Here is a 16568-nt window from a genome sequence, read left to right as displayed (position 1 = left end):
TCTCCTCAGGTGGATTGTTCGGCCGTGCCAAGGCCGATGCCCTCGACCCACAGTCGGGTGAGCGTGGTGATCGCGGTTTCCTGGTCGTGGTCTTGTCCGTAGGTGATCCACACGCGGGTGGTGTGCCCGACCATGGCCGCCACCGCGTCGGCGGTGTGCTCGGCGTCGAGGTCGGCGTGGACGATGCCGAGTGCCTGCCACTGACGCAGGCTCGCGGCGATCTGTTCTGCGTAGCCGGCGTGCAGTTCCAGCCGCAGCGGGACGAGTTCCGGATGCACGCCGATCGCCTCGTCCACGCGGAGCATCAGCAGCGCGTGCCGCGAGTAGCCGGAGATGTAACGCTCGACCGCGAACCGGACCCGCTCCCGGGCCTCCGCTCGTGCTTCGGCGGTGGTCGGTGCCGCGAGAGGTTCGTGCAGCGCGTTCACCCGGGTGCGGTCGAGCTCCACCAGCAGGCCCTTGTGCAGCACCTCGGTGAAGATCTCCAGCTTCGACGCGAAGTAGGTGTAGAACGTGCCGACCGAGACCCCGGCCTCGGCGGCGATATCGCTGATGCGTGCCGCCGAGTAGCCGTCCCGTTCGATGCACACCCGCGCCGCGCGCAGCAGCGCCTGTCGGCTGCGCTGCGCCCTGGCGCCCAGCTCGGGCTCGTTCTCCCCGGCGGCCGGCGGCGGAGCGCCCATCGCGGCACGGTGCGCCTCCTCCTTGGAGCCGAGCCGGGCATAGAACGTCGATACGGACGTCCCGGCCGCGCTCGCGATGTCCGCGATGTGCGTGCCGCTGTATCCCTTGCTGGCGAACAGCTTCCTGGCGGCCGCCACAAGCGCGTCCCGCACAGCGTCCGCGCCGGTCATGATGTGGTGGACCTCCACACGGCCATCTGGCGGACCTCGTTCTTGCGCACCTTGCCCCCGGCGTTGCGCGGCAGCGGGCTGTCGAGGACGCACACGTACTCCGGCAGCTTGTAGTCGGCGAGCCGGACCCTGGCGTGGGCCAGGACCGCGTCCACGTCAAGGCGTGCGGGGTCCGTGGGGACCAGAACGACCCCGACCTTCTCCCCCATCACGTCGTCCGGCACGCCCACGGCGGTCACCTCGGCCACGCCGGGCGCGTCCGACAGCGCGTTCTCCACCTCGACGCTGGAGATGTTCTCACCGCCCCTGTTGATGATGTCCTTCAACCGGTCCACGATGACCACCCTGCCGTCGGCGTCCACCTCGACGATGTCCCCCGTGTGCAGCCAACCGCCCGCCAGTGCCTCCGCGTTCGCGTCGGGCCGGCGCCAGTACCCGGTCATCACGTTGGGGCCTCGGGCAAGCAGCTCGCCCCGGTTCGGCTGGTCGAGCGGCGCGACGGCCAGGTCGACGACGGGCACGGAGTAGCCAACGGAGTCGGCGTGCTCGGCGGCCTCGTCGTTGGGCAGGACCGTCATCAGGGACGCGGTCTCGGTCATCCCGTAGCCGTTGAACACCTGGCAGCGGGGAAACGCGTCCCGCAACGCGTGGACCAGGGAGGCCGCGATCGGGGCTCCGCCGTAGCCCACCCACCGCACCGAGGAGGTGTCGGCGCCGGCGAAACCGGGATGACGCAACAACAACGCGTACACCGCGGGCACGGTCACGAGGAACGTGATCCGCTCCCGCTGGATGGTGTCCAGCAGTACCTGGAGATCCAGGGCCGGCAGGACGATCGACGCGCCACCGGCGTACGCGGCGGTCAGCAACTGGGAGTTGCAGCCGGTCACGTGGAACAGCGGCACGCTGATCAGCGTGCGCAGCCGCGCACCGATCTCCCTGGTCTCGCCGAGGCAGCGGATCATCGTCTCGGCGTTGGAAAGGAACGCCTCGTGGGTGGTCGGCACTCCCTTGGGATGGCCGGTCGTCCCGGAGGTGTAGAAGATCGCGGCCACGTCACCTGACGAGGGGTCGGACGGGGCGGTCGGTTCGCCGTCCGGCAACACCGTGTCGGGCCCCAGGTCGATCGTCACATCGGCGTCACCGAGCACGAACGACACCTCGTGCTCGGTGAACCGGGTGTTGACCGCGACCGGGATGCCCCCGGCCAGAAGCGTGCCCCAGAAGGCAAGTACCCACTGGACTCCCGCCGGATATCGCAGCGCCACGCGGTCGCCCGAGGACAGACCCTCGGCCCGCAGTCCGCCGGCCACCCGGGAGGCCTGCTCGTACAGCTCGCGGTACGTCAGGCGAGGACCGCCGACCTCGATCACGGCCTCGGACCCCGGTGTCGTCTCGGCCCAGTGGCGAAGGACCGCCACCAGCGAGCGCGGCAGGTCCTCGTAGCGGGCGATGCCGTCACTGTCCCGCCGGATCCCGTTCGTGGAGAAGGGATAGCGCGCCGGCCGCGGCACGGGTTCCATCGCCGTCACCGGTCCGTCGAGTCGAAGTACCGACGGGGGTTGTCCACGAGCATCGTGGTGATCTGCGGCTCGGTCACGCCGGCCGCGCGCAGGGCGGGCAGCACGTCGTCGTGGATGTGGTTGAAGTGCCAGTTCGGCGCGACCTGCTCACGAAACCCGGGCGGGAACCAGTCGATGTGGCAGGAGGCGTCCTGCGCCAGCACCATCCGGTCCGCGTACCCCTCGGCCGCCAGCGTCGCGATCGTGGCGACCCGCTGGTCCCCCGGGAGCAGCACGTCGAGACCGAACCGGTCCATGCCCAGCACCGAGCCGTTGTCGATCAGCTCGCGGAGATGGTCCACGTCGGCCGTGTCCCCGCTGTGGCCGATCACGACCCGGCCCAGGTCCACCCCCTCGCGGCGGAAGATCTCCTGGGCGACGAGGCCGGTCCGGTGCGGAGCGCTGGTGTGCACGGTGATCGGGGCCCCGGTGCGCTTGTGGGTCTCCGCGACGGCGTTCATCACGCGTTCGACGTCGGGAGAGAGCTCGGTCTCGATGGCGCACTTGAGGAACGCGGCCTTGATCCCGGTGTCGGCGATGCCCTCGGTGATGTCCTGGACGAACATGTCGACCATCGGCTCCGGACCGCCGAACATCGTGCCAGGACCGTGGTAGTGGAAGAAGAAGGGCACGTCCCGGTAGGTGTACAGCCCGGTGGCCACGATGATGTTGATGTCCACCTCGGCGTTGATCCGTGCCACGCGCGCGACGTCGCGGCCAAGGCCCAGCACCGTCGGATCGACGATCGTCCGCACGCCGCGCCCGGCCACGGACCGCAGCCGGTCGACGGCGTCCGCCACCCGCTGCTCCTCGTCCCAGAGCCGCGGGTAGTTCCGCCGGATCTCCTCGCTGAGTACGAACACGTGCTCATGCATGAGGGTCACGCCGAGGGCATCGACCGACACCGGACCACGAACCGTCTCCACAGAACCCATCGATGCCTCCGTCGCCGTTGACTGGAGCGGAACCGTAATCGAACCTGACTTCATCGTCAATTACGATTCTGCCCGCTGGCCGGTTGACGTTCCGCGCGCCCTTGGGCACAGTTGGGGCCACCCTTTGCTAAGCAAGCGCTTAGTCATCCCGAGGAGTTTCATGAGCACCCGGTTCGCAGGACGTACGGCGATTGTCACCGGCGCCAGTCGGGGCATCGGGCTCGCCATCGCCGAACGACTGGTGGCCGAGGGCGCCAGTGTGGTCGTCACCGCGCGCAAGCAGGAAGCCCTCGACGAGGCCGTCACTCGGCTGGGCGGACCGGAACGCGCGCTGGGCATCGCCGGCCACGCCGACGACGTCGACCATCAGCGCGAGGTCGTGAAGAAGACCCTCGACGCCTTCGGCAGCGCGGACCTGCTGGTGAACAACACCGGCATCAACCCCACCTTCGGGCCGATGATCGGCCTGGACCTCGAGGTCGCCCGCAAGATCGTGGACGTCAACTGCCTCGCCGCGCTCTCCTGGACACAGCAGGTGCACCAGGCGTGGATGTCCGAGCACGGCGGCGCGGTGGTCAACGTCTCCTCCGTCGCCGGGGTGAAACCCGCGCCAGGGATCGGCATGTACGGCGCGAGCAAGGCGATGCTGACCTACCTCACCCAGGAGCTCGCCGTCGAGCTGGGCCCTCGGATCCGGGTCAACGCGGTGGCTCCGGCGGTGGTGAAGACCCGGTTCGCCACGGCGTTGTACGTGGGCCGCGAGGAGCGGGTGGCCGCCGCGTACCCGCTCAAGCGGCTCGGGGAGCCCGAGGACATCAGCGGCGTGGTCGCGTTCCTGCTCTCCGAGGACGCGGCCTGGCTGACCGGACAGCTGATCGTGGTCGACGGCGGCGTGACACTCACCGGAGGTGCCGAGTGAGCAACTCTCAGATCACGGGCCGGGGCGTCGTCGTGACCGGGGCCGGACACGGCATCGGCCGGGCCCTCGCCACCCGCATGGCCGCCGAAGGCGCCCGTGTGGTCGTCAACGACCTCGACGCCGAGGCGGCGAAGACGGTCGCCGCCGAGATCGGCGGGTTCGCCGTGCCGGGTGACGCGGCCTGGGAGCAGGGTGTCGAGGCGCTGGTCGACGCGGCCCGCGAGCACCTCGGCCAGATCGACGTCTGGTTCGCCAACGCCGGCATCGACCGAGGGCACGGCCTGGACGCGCCCGAGGCCGACTGGGCCGCCGCGCTGGACGTCAACCTGCTGGCCCACGTGCGTGCCGCCCGCCTGCTCGTCCCGGACTGGGTCGAGCGGGGCGCGGGCCGGTTCGTGGTCACGGCCTCGGCGGCCGGACTGCTCACGATGCTCGGCAGCCCGGTGTACTCGGTCACCAAGCACGGCGCGGTGGCGTTCGCCGAGTGGCTGTCGGCGACCTACCGGCATCGAGGCATCGTGGTCCACGCGATCTGCCCTCAGGGGGTCCGAACCCGGATGCTCGAGGAATCGGGCCCGCTCAAGGACCTGCTCACCCGCGACGCCACGCTCGAGCCAGAGGACGTGGCGGACGCCGTGGTCCAGGCCTTCACCGACGACCGGTTCCTGGTGCTGCCGCACCCCGAGGTCGCCGACTACTACCGCCACCGCGCGGCCGACACCGACCGCTGGCTGGGGGGCATGAACAAGCTCCAGCAGGGCGTCGAGCGACTCGAGGAGAACCGCTGATGGACTTCGCATACGACGGGAAGACCGAGGAACTGCGTGCCTCGCTCCTGGACTTCATGGACAGCCACGTCTACCCGGCCGAGCCGGTGTTCCACGCCCAGATCGGGCAGCTCGAGAACAAGTGGGCATGGGACTCGGTGCCCGTGCTCGCTGAGCTGCGCGCCGAAGCACGCCGCCGCGGTCTGTGGAACCTCTTCCTGCCCGGTGAGCACGGCGCGGGCCTGACCAACCTGCAGTACGCCCCGCTCGCGGAGATCACCGGCCGAAGCGGCCACCTCGCGCCGGCCGCGCTCAACTGCTCCGCTCCCGACACCGGGAACATGGAGGTGCTCGCCCTCTTCGGCAACGAGGCGCAGCGCAAGGAATGGCTCGAACCGTTGCTGCACGGCGAGATCCGCTCCTCGTTCGCGATGACCGAGCCAGACGTCGCCTCCTCCGACGCCACCAACATCGCCACCCGGATCGAACGCGACGGCGACGAGTACGTGCTCAACGGCCGCAAGTGGTGGATCACCGGCGCGATGAACCCGAACGCCCGGATCTTCATCGTGATGGGCAAGACCGACCCGGTCGCCGACCGGCACCGCCAGCAGTCGATGATCCTGGTTCCGCGCGCCACCGCCGGCGTCGAGATCACCCGGGGGATGGAGGTCATGGGGTACGACGACCGCGACCACGGCGGCCACGCCGAGCTGTCCTTCACCGACGTCCGTGTGCCGGCGGCCAACCTGATCGGCGGCGAGGGCGAGGGGTTCGCGATCGCCCAGGCCCGGTTGGGCCCCGGCCGGATCCACCACTGCATGCGTTCGATCGGCGTCGCCGAGCGCGCGATCGAGCTGATGTGCGCACGCGCGGACGCGCGGGTGGCATTCGGCAAGAAGATCTCCGAGCAGGGCGTGGTCCGTGACTGGATCGCCGAGTCGCGCGTGCGGATCGAGCAGCTGCGACTGCTGGTGCTCAAGACCGCGTGGCTGATGGACACCGTGGGCAACAAGGGCGCGCACACCGAGATCCAGGCGATCAAGATCGCCACACCGGCCACCGTGCAGTGGATCCTCGACAAGGCGATCCAGGTGCACGGCGCGGGCGGCCTGTCGCAGGACTTCCCGCTCGCCTCGGCGTACGCGGGCATCCGCACGCTCCGCTTCGCCGACGGCCCGGACGAGGTGCACAAGAACGCACTGGCCCGCACCGAGCTGCGCAGGCAAGCCGCGGCGCGGGAGTCCGGCTAGAACCCGGTCATCCCTGGGGCGGCGTCTCGCGTGGGCTGTCCGGGAGGGCACGGAGACCCTCGAGGACTCGTCGCATCAGCGCGATGTCGGGTGGGGCGAAACGGATGTCGCTCGGGTACGGGCTCGGCGCCACATCGGTACCGACGTAGCGGGCCGGCTCGATCGTGCCCTTGATCGGCATCGGCAGAGTCGACAGTGCGACCGTGCGGGTGGCCATGAAACGCACACCGACACGAGTGATCTCCGGCATCGGTGGGCGCTGTTGTTCTCGCCGCACGGCGACGACGCGGCGTTCCGGGCCGCGATGATGCCGGCAACAGAGCTGCCAGCGGAGGAACAACACGAGCGTCGTCGCGACGACGACCAGGACCTGCCAGATCAGGAGGTTCATCCGCCAGACCGATCGGGGGCGGCCGAACCGCCCGCACAACTCGGCGTCACGTCTGCTCCTGCACGATGCACCCCGCAACTCTCCCCTCCGCTCGCTCGTCGGGCCCTGGAACAGACACGGTCCGACGGTGCGGCGGGTTCACTCACCGAGGCCGTGCTCAGGCGCATTTCAGTGCGAGAATCACCACGATGGAGTCCTACGTCGAACGTCCGCCGTCGCCGGAGTTGGCGGGAGTGGTGCGGACGGTCTGGATCCAACGCACCGGTGCGGCGGCGTACGTGCAACGGCACCTGCCCACGGGCGGGGTCGAGATCCATTTTCCGATCGGCGGCCCGCCCCAACTGGTTGGTCCGCTGACCGGGCCGGAGATCGAGGTCATCCCGGCGCACACCACGATCGTGGGTGTGCGGTTCCAGCCAGGGACCGCGCCGCCCCTTCCGGCGGTGCTCGACGGCCTGGTGGACCAGCGCCTGGGGCTGACGGACCTCTGGGGCAGTTCGGTGGACCATCTCGTGGAGGCGATGGACGCGACACCCGAGCGCGCGCTCATGCTCGTGCAGGCCCACCTCCTGCGGCGGTTTCGCAGCGCGGCCCGCGTGGATCCCCTGGTACGCGAAGCCGTGCGGGCGCTCATGCCCTGGCATCCGGTCGACATCGACACACTGGCCACCCACCTGGCACTCTCCGCGAGCCAGCTGCGCCGCCGCTGCCTGCACGCGGTGGGGACGAGCCCCAAGGTTCTCCAGCGCACGTTGCGGTTCCAGGGATTTCTCGCCCTGGCCCAGGCCGGCGCCACGGCCTCGGGTCGACGTGGCGCGGACGGCACGGCGGGGCTGGCGGTGGACGCGGGGTACGCCGACCAGGCACACCTCAGCCGGGAATGCCTGCGACTGACCGGCCTCACCCCGCGACAGCTCCTCGGCGGCGACCTCGACCGGTGCGCCTGTGGTCATGAGCACTCCGCGTCCTACCGGCCCTTCCTCGCCACCCGCGGCCGGCCACCACTACGAGCCTGACCCTGCGCGATTCGTTCAAGACCGGACGGCACGCCGCCCCCTAGGTTTCGATCTTGTGCCCGACCTCGCGACGTTCCGCGCCTCACTCGACGGCGAGGTGTTCAGCCCTGACTCGCCGGGCTACGACGCGGTCCGCCGCCCGGTCAACCCCGCCTACCGGGAGGTGCGGCCGCGGCTGGTGGTTCTGAGCCGCTCGGTCTCGGACGTCGCCCGCGCCATCGCGTACGCCGCGACCACCGAGGACCGCATCGTTCCTCGAGGCGGCGGGCACTGCTTCGCGGGTCGCTCGTCGACCGACGGGATCGTGCTCGACCTGTCCGGCATCGACGACATCGACATGGCGGATGACCGGGTCGCCACGATCGGCCCAGGCGCCCGTCTCCAACAGGTGTACGCGGCGCTCGCCACGTATGGCCGGACACTGCCGGCCGGGTGTGGTCCCACCGTCGGCATCACCGGGCTCACCCTCGGTGGCGGGATCGGTCTGCTCGGGCGCGAGCACGGGCTGACGTGCGATCGCCTCGTCGGCGCACAGGTCGTGCTCGCGGACGGCAGCGTCGTGGACTGCGACCACGAGCGCGAACCAGGCCTGTTCTGGGCCCTGCGCGGCGCGGGCGGCGGGCAGTTCGGGGTGGTCACGGCGCTGCGGTTCGACACCGTCCCGGAGCCGTCGACCACGCGTGTCGAGGCGCGCTGGTCCGGCATCGCGCTCGAGGAACTGGTCTCTGCCTGGCAGACCTGGGCACCGGACGCCCCGGACGAACTCACGGTCAACCTCACCGTGGTGTCCGAGCCCGGCGCACCAGTCCAGGCCACCCTCTTCGGTGCCGCCACCCTCGACGAGGGATCGACCCGTGCGCTGCTGCGGGAGTTCACCGATCGGTCGGTCGAGTTGCGCGCCGGCCTGCCCTACCACCACCTGAAGAAGACCTTCGCCGACCCGAGGGAGGTACCCGTGCGCGCATCGAGGAGCCGGGCGGAGTTCTTCTCCCACGCGATGTCCGACCACACCCTCGCATCGCTCCTGACCCAGCTCGGCGAGCCGAGATCCACAGGCCGACGGGAGATCACCTTCACCGCGATGGGCGGGGCGTACAACAGGGTCGCCGAGGACGCCACCGCGTTCGCCCACCGCGGTGAGCGTTTCCTGCTCGACCACGTCGCGCACGCGGCCGACCCGTGGGTCGACCGTTCCTGGGCGACCGCCCACGCCGACGGGTCGGGACGTGTCTACCTCAACTTCCCCGATCCCGCGCTCGACGACTGGGCCGTGGCGTACCACGCTGGCAACCACCCCCGGCTGGCAACGGTCAAGAACGCCTATGACCCACAGCGGTTCTTCGACTTCCCCCAAGCCATCTGAAGGTGAGCATGAGCAAGGTGTTCAGCGCCCACGGCTGCTGGAGACCATCCCCGCGCCCGGCGTGCCCCACCTGCGCTACGGAGGTGGTCCGATGATCCTCGTCACCGACCGGGACACTTCCTCGCGGGGCTCCGGCCCCTACATTGACATCACCCGGCTCACCCGCGACACCGGCTTCGCACCGGCCTTCGACGTCGCCACGGTGGTCGCCGACCATGTCGTGTGGCGCGCCACCAACCCACTCTGAAGGAGACCCATGCTCGACCCCGACGTGCGCAGCGTACTCGACGGCACCTCGATCGCTCACCTCGCGACCGTCCTGCCGGACGGCTCGCCCCACACCGTCCCCGTGTGGGTCGGCACTCACGGCGATCGCGTCGTCTTCCTCACCGGTCCGGGCTCGCGCAAAGCACGCAACCTGCGCCGCGACCCTCGGGTGGCGCTGTCCATCGCACCCGCCGACAACCCGTTCGAACCCGTCGTCGTCCGTGGGCGCGTCGTCGAATGGCTCGAGGGCGACCCGGCGTGGGAGATCATCGACCAGCTGTCCACGAAGTACATCGGCGTGCCCTACGACCGGAGCCTCGAACGCATCGTCGTCGTGATCGAACCCGAGCGACAGACCGTCGGCGTCCGCTGAGCGGGCCTTCCTGAGCTAGCGCAGCCAGCGCAGAGCGGCGTCGAGGCAGTCCGTTGGGCGGTTGTTGAATGCGATGGCCGCGTCGGGGGCGTGCTGCCGGACCAGGTTGACCACCTTCTCGAAGAGCTCGAGCAACGACTCGGACTTGCGAATGCCGCCCCCGATCACCACGCAGCCGTAGTCGTCACCGGTCAACGCCGCCACGATCGCCTCTTCTGGGTGCTCGTCGGGCGCCACCAGGCACCAGTCGGACTCCACACCGCGCTCGACGAATCGGGCCCGACCGGCCGCGATCTCCGCCTGAACCGGCTCGGGGTCCCAACCCTCGAGCTTGGCCGGATCGAGGCCGATCACCAGTACTCGCGCCACTGTCACGCCTCCTCCTCCCACGCGTGTCCAGAAGTCAGCCGAACTCTACTGACAACGGGTGTCAGGAGGCTCCGTCTAGCGTGCCGGTCATGATCTTCACGGAAGAAGGCCGAGTTCCTCGGTCGCCTCGCTGACGGCGAGCCCGAGCTACCACGTCTACGAGGACAGCCTCACCGTCGCGCGAGCACTCGGCGGCTGAGCAGCCGGCGTGCGGACTCGATCAGCATGACGCCGTCCGGTCCCCACATCAGGCGCATGTAGTGGCGCTCGAACGGCTTCTGCTGCAGAAGCCAGATCAACGGCAGGGACAGCTTGGTGATCGCGACGGCGATGCGGCCACGCAGTGGGGACATGCCGATCGACCGTCGTGTCCGTCCCGAGACCGCGCCCGCCAGGAGCTGCCGGAACAGGCCGTGGTCGAGGACGAGGGCGTAGAACGCAGCGGCCAGCTGGGACCGGTGGAAGTTCTTCTTCATGTTCTCCCCCACCAGTGTGGCGAAGTCGCCGCCGGTGTCGGGAAAGACCGTCAGTGTGGCGCTGTGTCCGAAAAGGTCGTCGTACTTCGCGTACAGGGCGGCCAGTTCGGCGGTCGTGGTCGGGATCTCGTCCTCGCGGGCGCCCACGAGCCGGCAGTACTCGGCCACCTCGGCGATGTAGCGGTCCCGTTTTTCCGGGGAGAGCCGGTGCGGCGTCCTGCCGTCCCGGAACGCGAACGACTCGTAGAGCCACAGCATGGAGTGCATCTCGGTCAGCGCGGCCCACATCGCGTCGCGCGGCTCGCTCGCGGCGTACCCGCCCAGCTCGGGACGGCCGACGTCGATGACGTCCCCGGCGACCTTCTGGTGGATGTTGTGCAGGTGCCGTGCCATGCGCCGGGCGGTTTCGGTGTCGCCGAGCCACATCGGCGCGTGCATCCCCGAGTTGCGCTGGCCGCGTTCGAAGAGGTCGAACACGGTCAACGTCCCCTTGCGGGCATTGCGGGCGAGCGGGTCGCGGTCCCGGACTCCCGCGACGATCGGCTTGTACGTCGCCTGCAGCAGACCCTGTGCCGCGAACTGGAACACGATCGTGGCGGGGTGCAGCAGCACCTCCCACACCACCGAGCCGGGCCCGAAGATGCCGTGGTCGGGGGAACCGTCCTCGCGTACCGACCCGCCGGCCGGCACCGGCTCCCCGAAGCGGCGCCATCGCCGGACGGAGCCGAGCAGGCGCTCCTTCGTGACGACTCGATCGGCGACGGTCTCGGTCGTCACGACCACTCCTTCGTCGGAGACGAGTGAATTCCCGGGCGGGAATTAACTGGGACAGTAGGCTCCCTGCCATGGCTGGTCAAGGCCGGGACACCACGGCTCCCCTCCGCCCGCGAGAAGCCCGGTCGCGCGGCAGCCGGGCGGGGCTGGATCTCGGCCGGATCGTCGCGGTGGCCCGGTCACTCGGGCCCACCGAGGTGACCATGCAGGCCGTGGCGGACCGGCTGGGCGTCGACCGCAAGGCGCTCAACCACCACGTCGGCAACCGGGAGAACCTCCTGCGTCTCGTCGCCCTCGACACCTTCTCGGCGAACTTCTCCGCGGTGGAGATCGCCACCCGAGGCCGGTGGGAGGACGCCTGCCGGGCCTACGCCGCGGGCCTGGCCGACAGCCTGATCGCCACGGGCGGGCTCGTCGAGTACCTGCCGTTGGCGGACCCGGTCGTGACCCGCTTCCTCGATCCGACGGAGGCTCTGCTGGCCAAGCTGGTCAAGGCGGGCTTCGACCAGGGCACCGCGCAACGGGCGCTCGTGCTGCTGACCGCCATCTGCACGGCTTTCGCACGCGATGTGCTGCAGGCGGCTCAGGAGGCCGAGCGACCCCGGCCCCGCATCCTGCGGACGGCGCTGCGGGCGCGTGACGCCGACCAGTACGAGAACCTCGCCCGCATCAGCGCCAACCCGGTCGACACGTACGACCGGGCACAACTGGAGTTCAGCGTCGACGTGTTCGTGCGCGGGGCGGAAGCGCTTCTCGCGTCCAGGGAACCCTCCTAGGCAGCTTTCGGGTCGCGCTACTGTTGATCAATGTCTCGTGCGGTGATTCTGGGTGGTACCGGGGTGATCGGCCGCGCCGCCGCGCGGCGGTTGCTGGCCTCTGGTTGGGATGTGGACGTCGTTGGCCGAGATCGGTCTCGCGTGCCAGAGGATGTCGCGGCGGCGGGAGGACGGTTCGTCGCCGCGGACCGCGACGAGGCCGGCGAACTCGCGGCGACCCTTGGCGCGGGAGCCGATCTGCTGGTCGACTGCCTGTGCTTCACCGCCGCGCACGCGCGGGGTCTGCTGCCGCTGCTGGACGATGTCGGGTCCACGGTGATGATCTCCACCAAGGCCGTGTACGTCGACGCCGAGGGAAACCACGTGAACTCGGCCAACCCACCGAACTTCGCCGGCCCGATCCGCGAGTCGCAGCCGACCGTGGCCCCGCGGGAGGACATCGACTACCGCAGTGGCGATGGCTACGGCGCCAACAAGGTGGCCGCCGAACGGGTCCTGCTCGACAGTGGGCACCCGGTGACGGTGCTGCGGCCGTCCAGGGTGCACGGCGAGGGTGCGTCGAAGCCCGACGAATGGGTGTTCGTCAAGCGGGTGCTCGACCGGCGCGGGGTTCTCCTCCTGTCCCACGGCGGACGCGGCGCCGACCAGACGAGCGCCGCGGCCAACATCGCCGCGCTGATCGAGGTCGTCGCCAATGATCCCGGCGCGCGGATCCTCAACAGCGCGGACCCCGACGGGCCCAGCGCGCTGGAGATCTCGCGAACCGTCGCCGCGCATCTCGGCCACCAGTGGCGGGAAGTACTCCTCGACGAGCACGCGCCCCCTGGACTCGGCCTGCATCCCTGGGCTCGGATACCGGCGATCCGGCTGGACATGAGCGCGGCCGCGCAACTGGGCTACCGACCGGCCGGCGACTACGCCACCACCGTGACCGCCGAGCTGGACTGGCTGGTCTCCACCCAGCAGCTGCCCCCGACGTTCGAGCACGACTATTTCGCGCCGATGCTCGACTACGCCGCGGAGGACGCCTACCTCGCGACTCGGTAGCCAACCGCACGCTGGCGTGACCTTGATCCACAATTAAGTCAGTCGCTTGACTCAATTCGGGATGTTCGCTAGTTGTGTCGTTATGACCACTCTCCGTGTCCCGTCTCCCGACCATGACCTGGTTCCGGACGAGCTGGGTTTTGACCCGGACGCGCTCCGCGCGAAGTACCGCGCCGAGCGCGACCGCCGCGTCCGGCCCGACGGCAGCACGCAGTACGTCCGAACCGACGGCGAGTTCAGCTCCTACGTCGACGACCCGTACGCGGACTCGACCATCACGCGGGACCCCCTCACCGACCGGATGGACGCCGTGATCGTCGGCGGCGGGTTCGGCGGGCTGCTCGCCGCCGCACGGCTGCGCCAGGCCGGTCTTCGCGACATCCGGGTGATCGACAAGGCCGGCGACTTCGGCGGCACCTGGTACTGGAACCGCTATCCCGGCATCCACTGCGACATCGAGTCCTACATCTACCTGCCGTTGCTGGAGGAGGTCGGCTACGTCCCGAAGTGGAAGTACGCGCCCGGCGAGGAGATCTGGCAGCACGCGCGCGCGATCGGTGAGACGTTCGACCTCTACCGCGACGCCTGCTTCCAGACGCAGGTCACCGAGCTGCGCTGGGACGAGGAGCACGCCGAATGGCTCGTGAGCACCGACCGCGGCGACCGGATGCGGGCCACGTACGTCGTGGTGTCGAGCGGGACGCTCAGCCAGCCCAAGCTCCCCGGCATCCCGGGCATCGAGAACTTCGCCGGGCACACGTTCCACACGAGCCGCTGGGACTACGGCTACACCGGCGGTGACGCGAACGGCGGCCTCGACAAGCTGGCCGACAAGCGCGTCGCGCTCGTCGGCACCGGCGCGAGCGCCATCCAGGTCGTGCCGCATCTCGGACGCGATGCCCAGCACCTGTACGTGTTCCAGCGCACGCCGTCCTCTGTGGATGTTCGGGACAACCGGCCGACCGATCCGGAGTGGACACGTTCGCTGACCCCGGGCTGGCAGCGGCGCCGCATGGAGAACTTCCTCTCGGTCGTGCACGACGGCCACACCGACGAGGACATGGTGGCCGACGCCTGGACCCGCAGCGCGCACCTGCTGCACAACCTCGTGCGCACCAACGTCTACAGCGACCTCGATCCGCGGAACCGGGAGTATGTAGACGAAATCGTCGACTTCCAGAAGATGAACGAGGTCCGTGCCCGCGTGGACGCCGTCGTCACGGACCAGGAGATTGCGGAGAAACTCAAGCCCTGGTACCGCTACACGTGCAAGCGGCCCACGTTCAGCGACCACTACCTGGACACGTTCAACCGCCCCAACGTCACGCTGGTCGACACCGCGGACCACGGCGGCGTCACCCGCATGACCGAGCACGCTGTCGTGGTCGGCGACACCTCCCACGAGGTCGACTGCGTGATCTTCGCGACCGGTTTCGAGGTCGGCGTCTCCGGTGTCCTCTCCGGCCTCCTTCCCGTGTACGGCAGGGACGGCGTGCGGCTGCTGGAGCACTGGGCGGCAGGCCCGAGGTCGCTCCACGGCTTCTACTGCGACGGCTTCCCGAACCTGTTCCACCTCGGGCCGTTGCAGAACGCCTCGTCGGTGAACTTCGTGCACGTTCTCGACGAGCAGGCGACACACATCGGCGCGGTCGTCGCCGAGGCCCGCGCCAGAGGTGCTCGCTACGTCGAACCGAGCGCGGCGGCCGTGGACGCCTGGCTCGCGACGATCAACGAGAAGGCGGCGGACACATACAGGTTCCAGGCAGAATGCACCCCCGGCTACTACAACAACGAGGGGATGCCGTCGATGGTGAACTTCTCCTTCGGTGACGGGCCCGTGGCGTTCCACGAACTGCTCCGGCAGTGGCGTGCGAACGGCGGTATGAACGACGTTCTGGTGGTGAGTGCATGAAGAGGTTATGGGGCTCCAACGGCATCGCGTTCGGGCCGGACGGTCGGTTGTACGTCGCCCAGTTCCTCGCCGGGCAGATCAGCGCCGTGGACGTCGCGACCGGTGACGTCGAGGTGGTCGTGCCACAGGGCGGTCCGGTGCAGTCGCCGGACGACCTCGCGTTCGGTTCCGACGGTTCGATGTACATCACCGACCTGGTGCCGGGGTGGGTGTGGCGACGCAGCCCGGCCGGTGAGTACTCGCTGGTGTCGGACCAGGTCGCGGTGCCCAACGGCATCGCGACCGTCGGCGACCGGTTGTTCGTCAACGAGATGAAGCTCGACGGCCGCGTGCTCGAGCTGTTCCCCGACGGCGGTGACCCGAGGGTGCTCGCCGACGGGCTCATGATGGGCAACGCGATGCAACTGGGTCCGGACGGTTGTCTGTACTACCCGCACATGCTCACCGGACAGGTGTTCCGGGTGCCGCTCGACGGCGGGGCGCCGGAACTCGTGGCCGAGAACGTGCACGAGCCGGTCGCGGTCCGCTTCGACCGGGGCGGTGTGCTGATGGTGCTGTCACGTGGCGACGCGGGTTTCGTGACCCGCATCGACCTCGCCGGCGGAGAGCGCACGATCGTCCGGAGTGGAGTGCTGGGGCTGGACAACGCGGCGTTCGACAACGAGAACCGCATGTTCGTCTCCAGCTTCGCCAGCGGTGGGATCGCCGAGCTGCACCCGGACGGCCGTACGCGGCAGATCGTGGCGCAGAGTCGGGTCGGGCCCTACGGGGTGGCGGTGAGTGGCGGCCGGGTGCACGTGGCCGACCACTACACCTTGGTGAACGGGGACAAGCGCGAGATGTTCGTCTTCGTCCACGGTGTCGCCGCGGCGGACGGGTTCCTGCACACGGCGTCGCAGTACGGCGACGTACGCACCTACGACCTGGCCGACGGGTCGGTGCGGATGCGGGCGAGCGGGTTGAACCGGCCGGTCGGCCTCGCGGTGCGCGAGGACGGCGTGCTGGTGGTCGCGGAGGCGGGCGCCGGCCGGGTCGTGGCCGTTGACGGGGACGACGCCGTCACCGTGCTCGCGGAGGGGTTGGCGTGTCCCGTCGACGTCGCCTTCGACGGGGACACGGGCTACGTCAGCGACGAGGAGCGCGGCGCGGTGCTGCGACTCGACGACGGATCGCCTGTCGTGGAAGGACTGTCGGCGCCGCAGGGTCTCGCGATCCGCGATGGCGAGGTGCTCGTCGTGGAGACCGGTGAGCGGCGGCTGCTGGCGATCAACCCGCCTACGGGCGAAACCCGGGTAGAGGCGGACAACCTGGCGGTCGGGTTGCCACCGGGCGTGACCCGGACCGACCCGGCGCTCTTCACCCACGGCATGCCGGGTGTGCCGCGCCCGTTCGCCGGCCTCGCCGTGGAGCCGGACGGGACGCTGCACATCTGCGCCAACGCCGAGGGTGGCGTGCTGAGGCTGTCACCCGTCGACGGGAGACAGACGAGCGGATCCGTCGTCGACGAAGGCTGA

The 16568-nt window shown here is 69.7% G+C and carries 17 protein-coding genes; 11 read left to right on the top strand and 6 right to left on the bottom strand.

What is annotated here, in order from left to right:
* Window positions 1–5: 5 nt before the first annotated feature.
* The 3 genes from VF106_RS06720 to VF106_RS06710 are packed head-to-tail and all read right to left on the bottom strand — an operon-like array spanning window position 6 to window position 3351.
* Window positions 6–854 carry a TetR/AcrR family transcriptional regulator gene (locus VF106_RS06720; RefSeq protein ID WP_330838696.1) on the bottom strand — a complete coding sequence of 283 codons (849 nt, stop codon included), beginning with the start codon at window positions 852–854 and terminating at the stop codon, window positions 6–8.
* Complete coding sequence (locus VF106_RS06715; RefSeq protein ID WP_330838695.1) at window positions 851–2377, bottom strand: class I adenylate-forming enzyme family protein; 1527 nt, start codon at window positions 2375–2377, stop codon at window positions 851–853. Before VF106_RS06715 ends, VF106_RS06720 begins: the two co-directional genes overlap by 4 nt.
* A gap of 5 nt (window positions 2378–2382) precedes the next feature.
* Window positions 2383–3351 carry a phosphotriesterase family protein gene (locus VF106_RS06710; RefSeq protein WP_330838694.1) on the bottom strand — a complete coding sequence of 323 codons (969 nt, stop codon included), beginning with the start codon at window positions 3349–3351 and terminating at the stop codon, window positions 2383–2385.
* A 160-nt stretch (window positions 3352–3511) separates the two neighbouring features.
* On the opposite strand from VF106_RS06710, the gene VF106_RS06705 reads away from it, so the two are divergent.
* The 3 genes from VF106_RS06705 to VF106_RS06695 are packed head-to-tail and all read left to right on the top strand — an operon-like array spanning window position 3512 to window position 6290.
* Window positions 3512–4270 (top strand): SDR family oxidoreductase, encoded by a 759-nt coding sequence (locus tag VF106_RS06705; protein ID WP_330838693.1) that lies wholly within the window; start codon window positions 3512–3514, stop codon window positions 4268–4270.
* On the top strand, window positions 4267–5058 hold the full coding sequence (locus tag VF106_RS06700) for an SDR family oxidoreductase (RefSeq protein ID WP_330838692.1): 792 nt from the start codon (window positions 4267–4269) through the stop codon (window positions 5056–5058). Before VF106_RS06705 ends, VF106_RS06700 begins: the two co-directional genes overlap by 4 nt.
* A complete protein-coding gene (locus tag VF106_RS06695) occupies window positions 5058–6290 on the top strand; it encodes an acyl-CoA dehydrogenase family protein (RefSeq protein WP_330838691.1) in 1233 nt (410 codons plus the stop codon). Before VF106_RS06700 ends, VF106_RS06695 begins: the two co-directional genes overlap by 1 nt.
* A 7-nt stretch (window positions 6291–6297) precedes the next feature.
* On the opposite strand, the gene VF106_RS06690 is transcribed toward VF106_RS06695, so the two are convergent.
* Complete coding sequence (locus VF106_RS06690; RefSeq protein WP_330838690.1) at window positions 6298–6681, bottom strand: hypothetical protein; 384 nt, start codon at window positions 6679–6681, stop codon at window positions 6298–6300.
* 188 nt (window positions 6682–6869) lie between these two features.
* Between VF106_RS06690 and VF106_RS06685 the strand changes: the two genes are divergently transcribed.
* The 4 genes from VF106_RS06685 (at window position 6870) to VF106_RS06670 (ending at window position 9700) form a co-directional block, all read left to right on the top strand.
* The gene (locus VF106_RS06685; protein ID WP_330838689.1) at window positions 6870–7697 is read left to right on the top strand and encodes a DUF6597 domain-containing transcriptional factor; all 828 of its coding nucleotides are present in this window, start codon (window positions 6870–6872) and stop codon (window positions 7695–7697) included.
* 55 nt (window positions 7698–7752) lie between these two features.
* Window positions 7753–9060 (top strand): FAD-binding oxidoreductase, encoded by a 1308-nt coding sequence (locus VF106_RS06680; protein WP_330838688.1) that lies wholly within the window; start codon window positions 7753–7755, stop codon window positions 9058–9060.
* A 91-nt stretch (window positions 9061–9151) separates the two neighbouring features.
* Window positions 9152–9307 carry a hypothetical protein gene (locus VF106_RS06675; RefSeq protein WP_330838687.1) on the top strand — a complete coding sequence of 52 codons (156 nt, stop codon included), beginning with the start codon at window positions 9152–9154 and terminating at the stop codon, window positions 9305–9307.
* 9 nt (window positions 9308–9316) lie between these two features.
* Window positions 9317–9700 carry a PPOX class F420-dependent oxidoreductase gene (locus VF106_RS06670; protein ID WP_330838686.1) on the top strand — a complete coding sequence of 128 codons (384 nt, stop codon included), beginning with the start codon at window positions 9317–9319 and terminating at the stop codon, window positions 9698–9700.
* A gap of 15 nt (window positions 9701–9715) precedes the next feature.
* Here the strand turns inward: VF106_RS06670 and VF106_RS06665 are convergent, their stop codons facing one another.
* Both VF106_RS06665 and VF106_RS06660 read right to left on the bottom strand, forming a co-directional pair.
* Window positions 9716–10075 (bottom strand): hypothetical protein, encoded by a 360-nt coding sequence (locus tag VF106_RS06665; protein WP_330838685.1) that lies wholly within the window; start codon window positions 10073–10075, stop codon window positions 9716–9718.
* 164 nt (window positions 10076–10239) lie between these two features.
* Window positions 10240–11322 carry an oxygenase MpaB family protein gene (locus tag VF106_RS06660; RefSeq protein WP_330838684.1) on the bottom strand — a complete coding sequence of 361 codons (1083 nt, stop codon included), beginning with the start codon at window positions 11320–11322 and terminating at the stop codon, window positions 10240–10242.
* 68 nt (window positions 11323–11390) lie between these two features.
* Here VF106_RS06660 and VF106_RS06655 point away from each other — a divergent pair, with 68 nt between their 5' ends.
* From VF106_RS06655 to VF106_RS06640, 4 genes are all read left to right on the top strand, one after another.
* Entirely contained in the window at window positions 11391–12095 is a 705-nt protein-coding gene (locus tag VF106_RS06655; RefSeq protein WP_330838683.1) for a TetR/AcrR family transcriptional regulator, read from the top strand.
* A 30-nt stretch (window positions 12096–12125) separates the two neighbouring features.
* The gene (locus tag VF106_RS06650) at window positions 12126–13142 is read left to right on the top strand and encodes an NAD-dependent epimerase/dehydratase family protein (protein WP_330838682.1); all 1017 of its coding nucleotides are present in this window, start codon (window positions 12126–12128) and stop codon (window positions 13140–13142) included.
* 82 nt (window positions 13143–13224) lie between these two features.
* Window positions 13225–15054 (top strand): flavin-containing monooxygenase, encoded by a 1830-nt coding sequence (locus VF106_RS06645; RefSeq protein WP_330838681.1) that lies wholly within the window; start codon window positions 13225–13227, stop codon window positions 15052–15054.
* Entirely contained in the window at window positions 15051–16568 is a 1518-nt protein-coding gene (locus VF106_RS06640) for an SMP-30/gluconolactonase/LRE family protein (protein ID WP_330838680.1), read from the top strand. Before VF106_RS06645 ends, VF106_RS06640 begins: the two co-directional genes overlap by 4 nt.

The sequence above is a fragment of the Actinophytocola sp. genome, from assembly GCF_036378875.1.
GTDB lineage: Bacteria > Actinomycetota > Actinomycetes > Mycobacteriales > Pseudonocardiaceae > Actinophytocola.
Note: the sequence above shows the minus strand (reverse complement) of the source record. Positions and strands in the feature narration are given on the sequence as shown.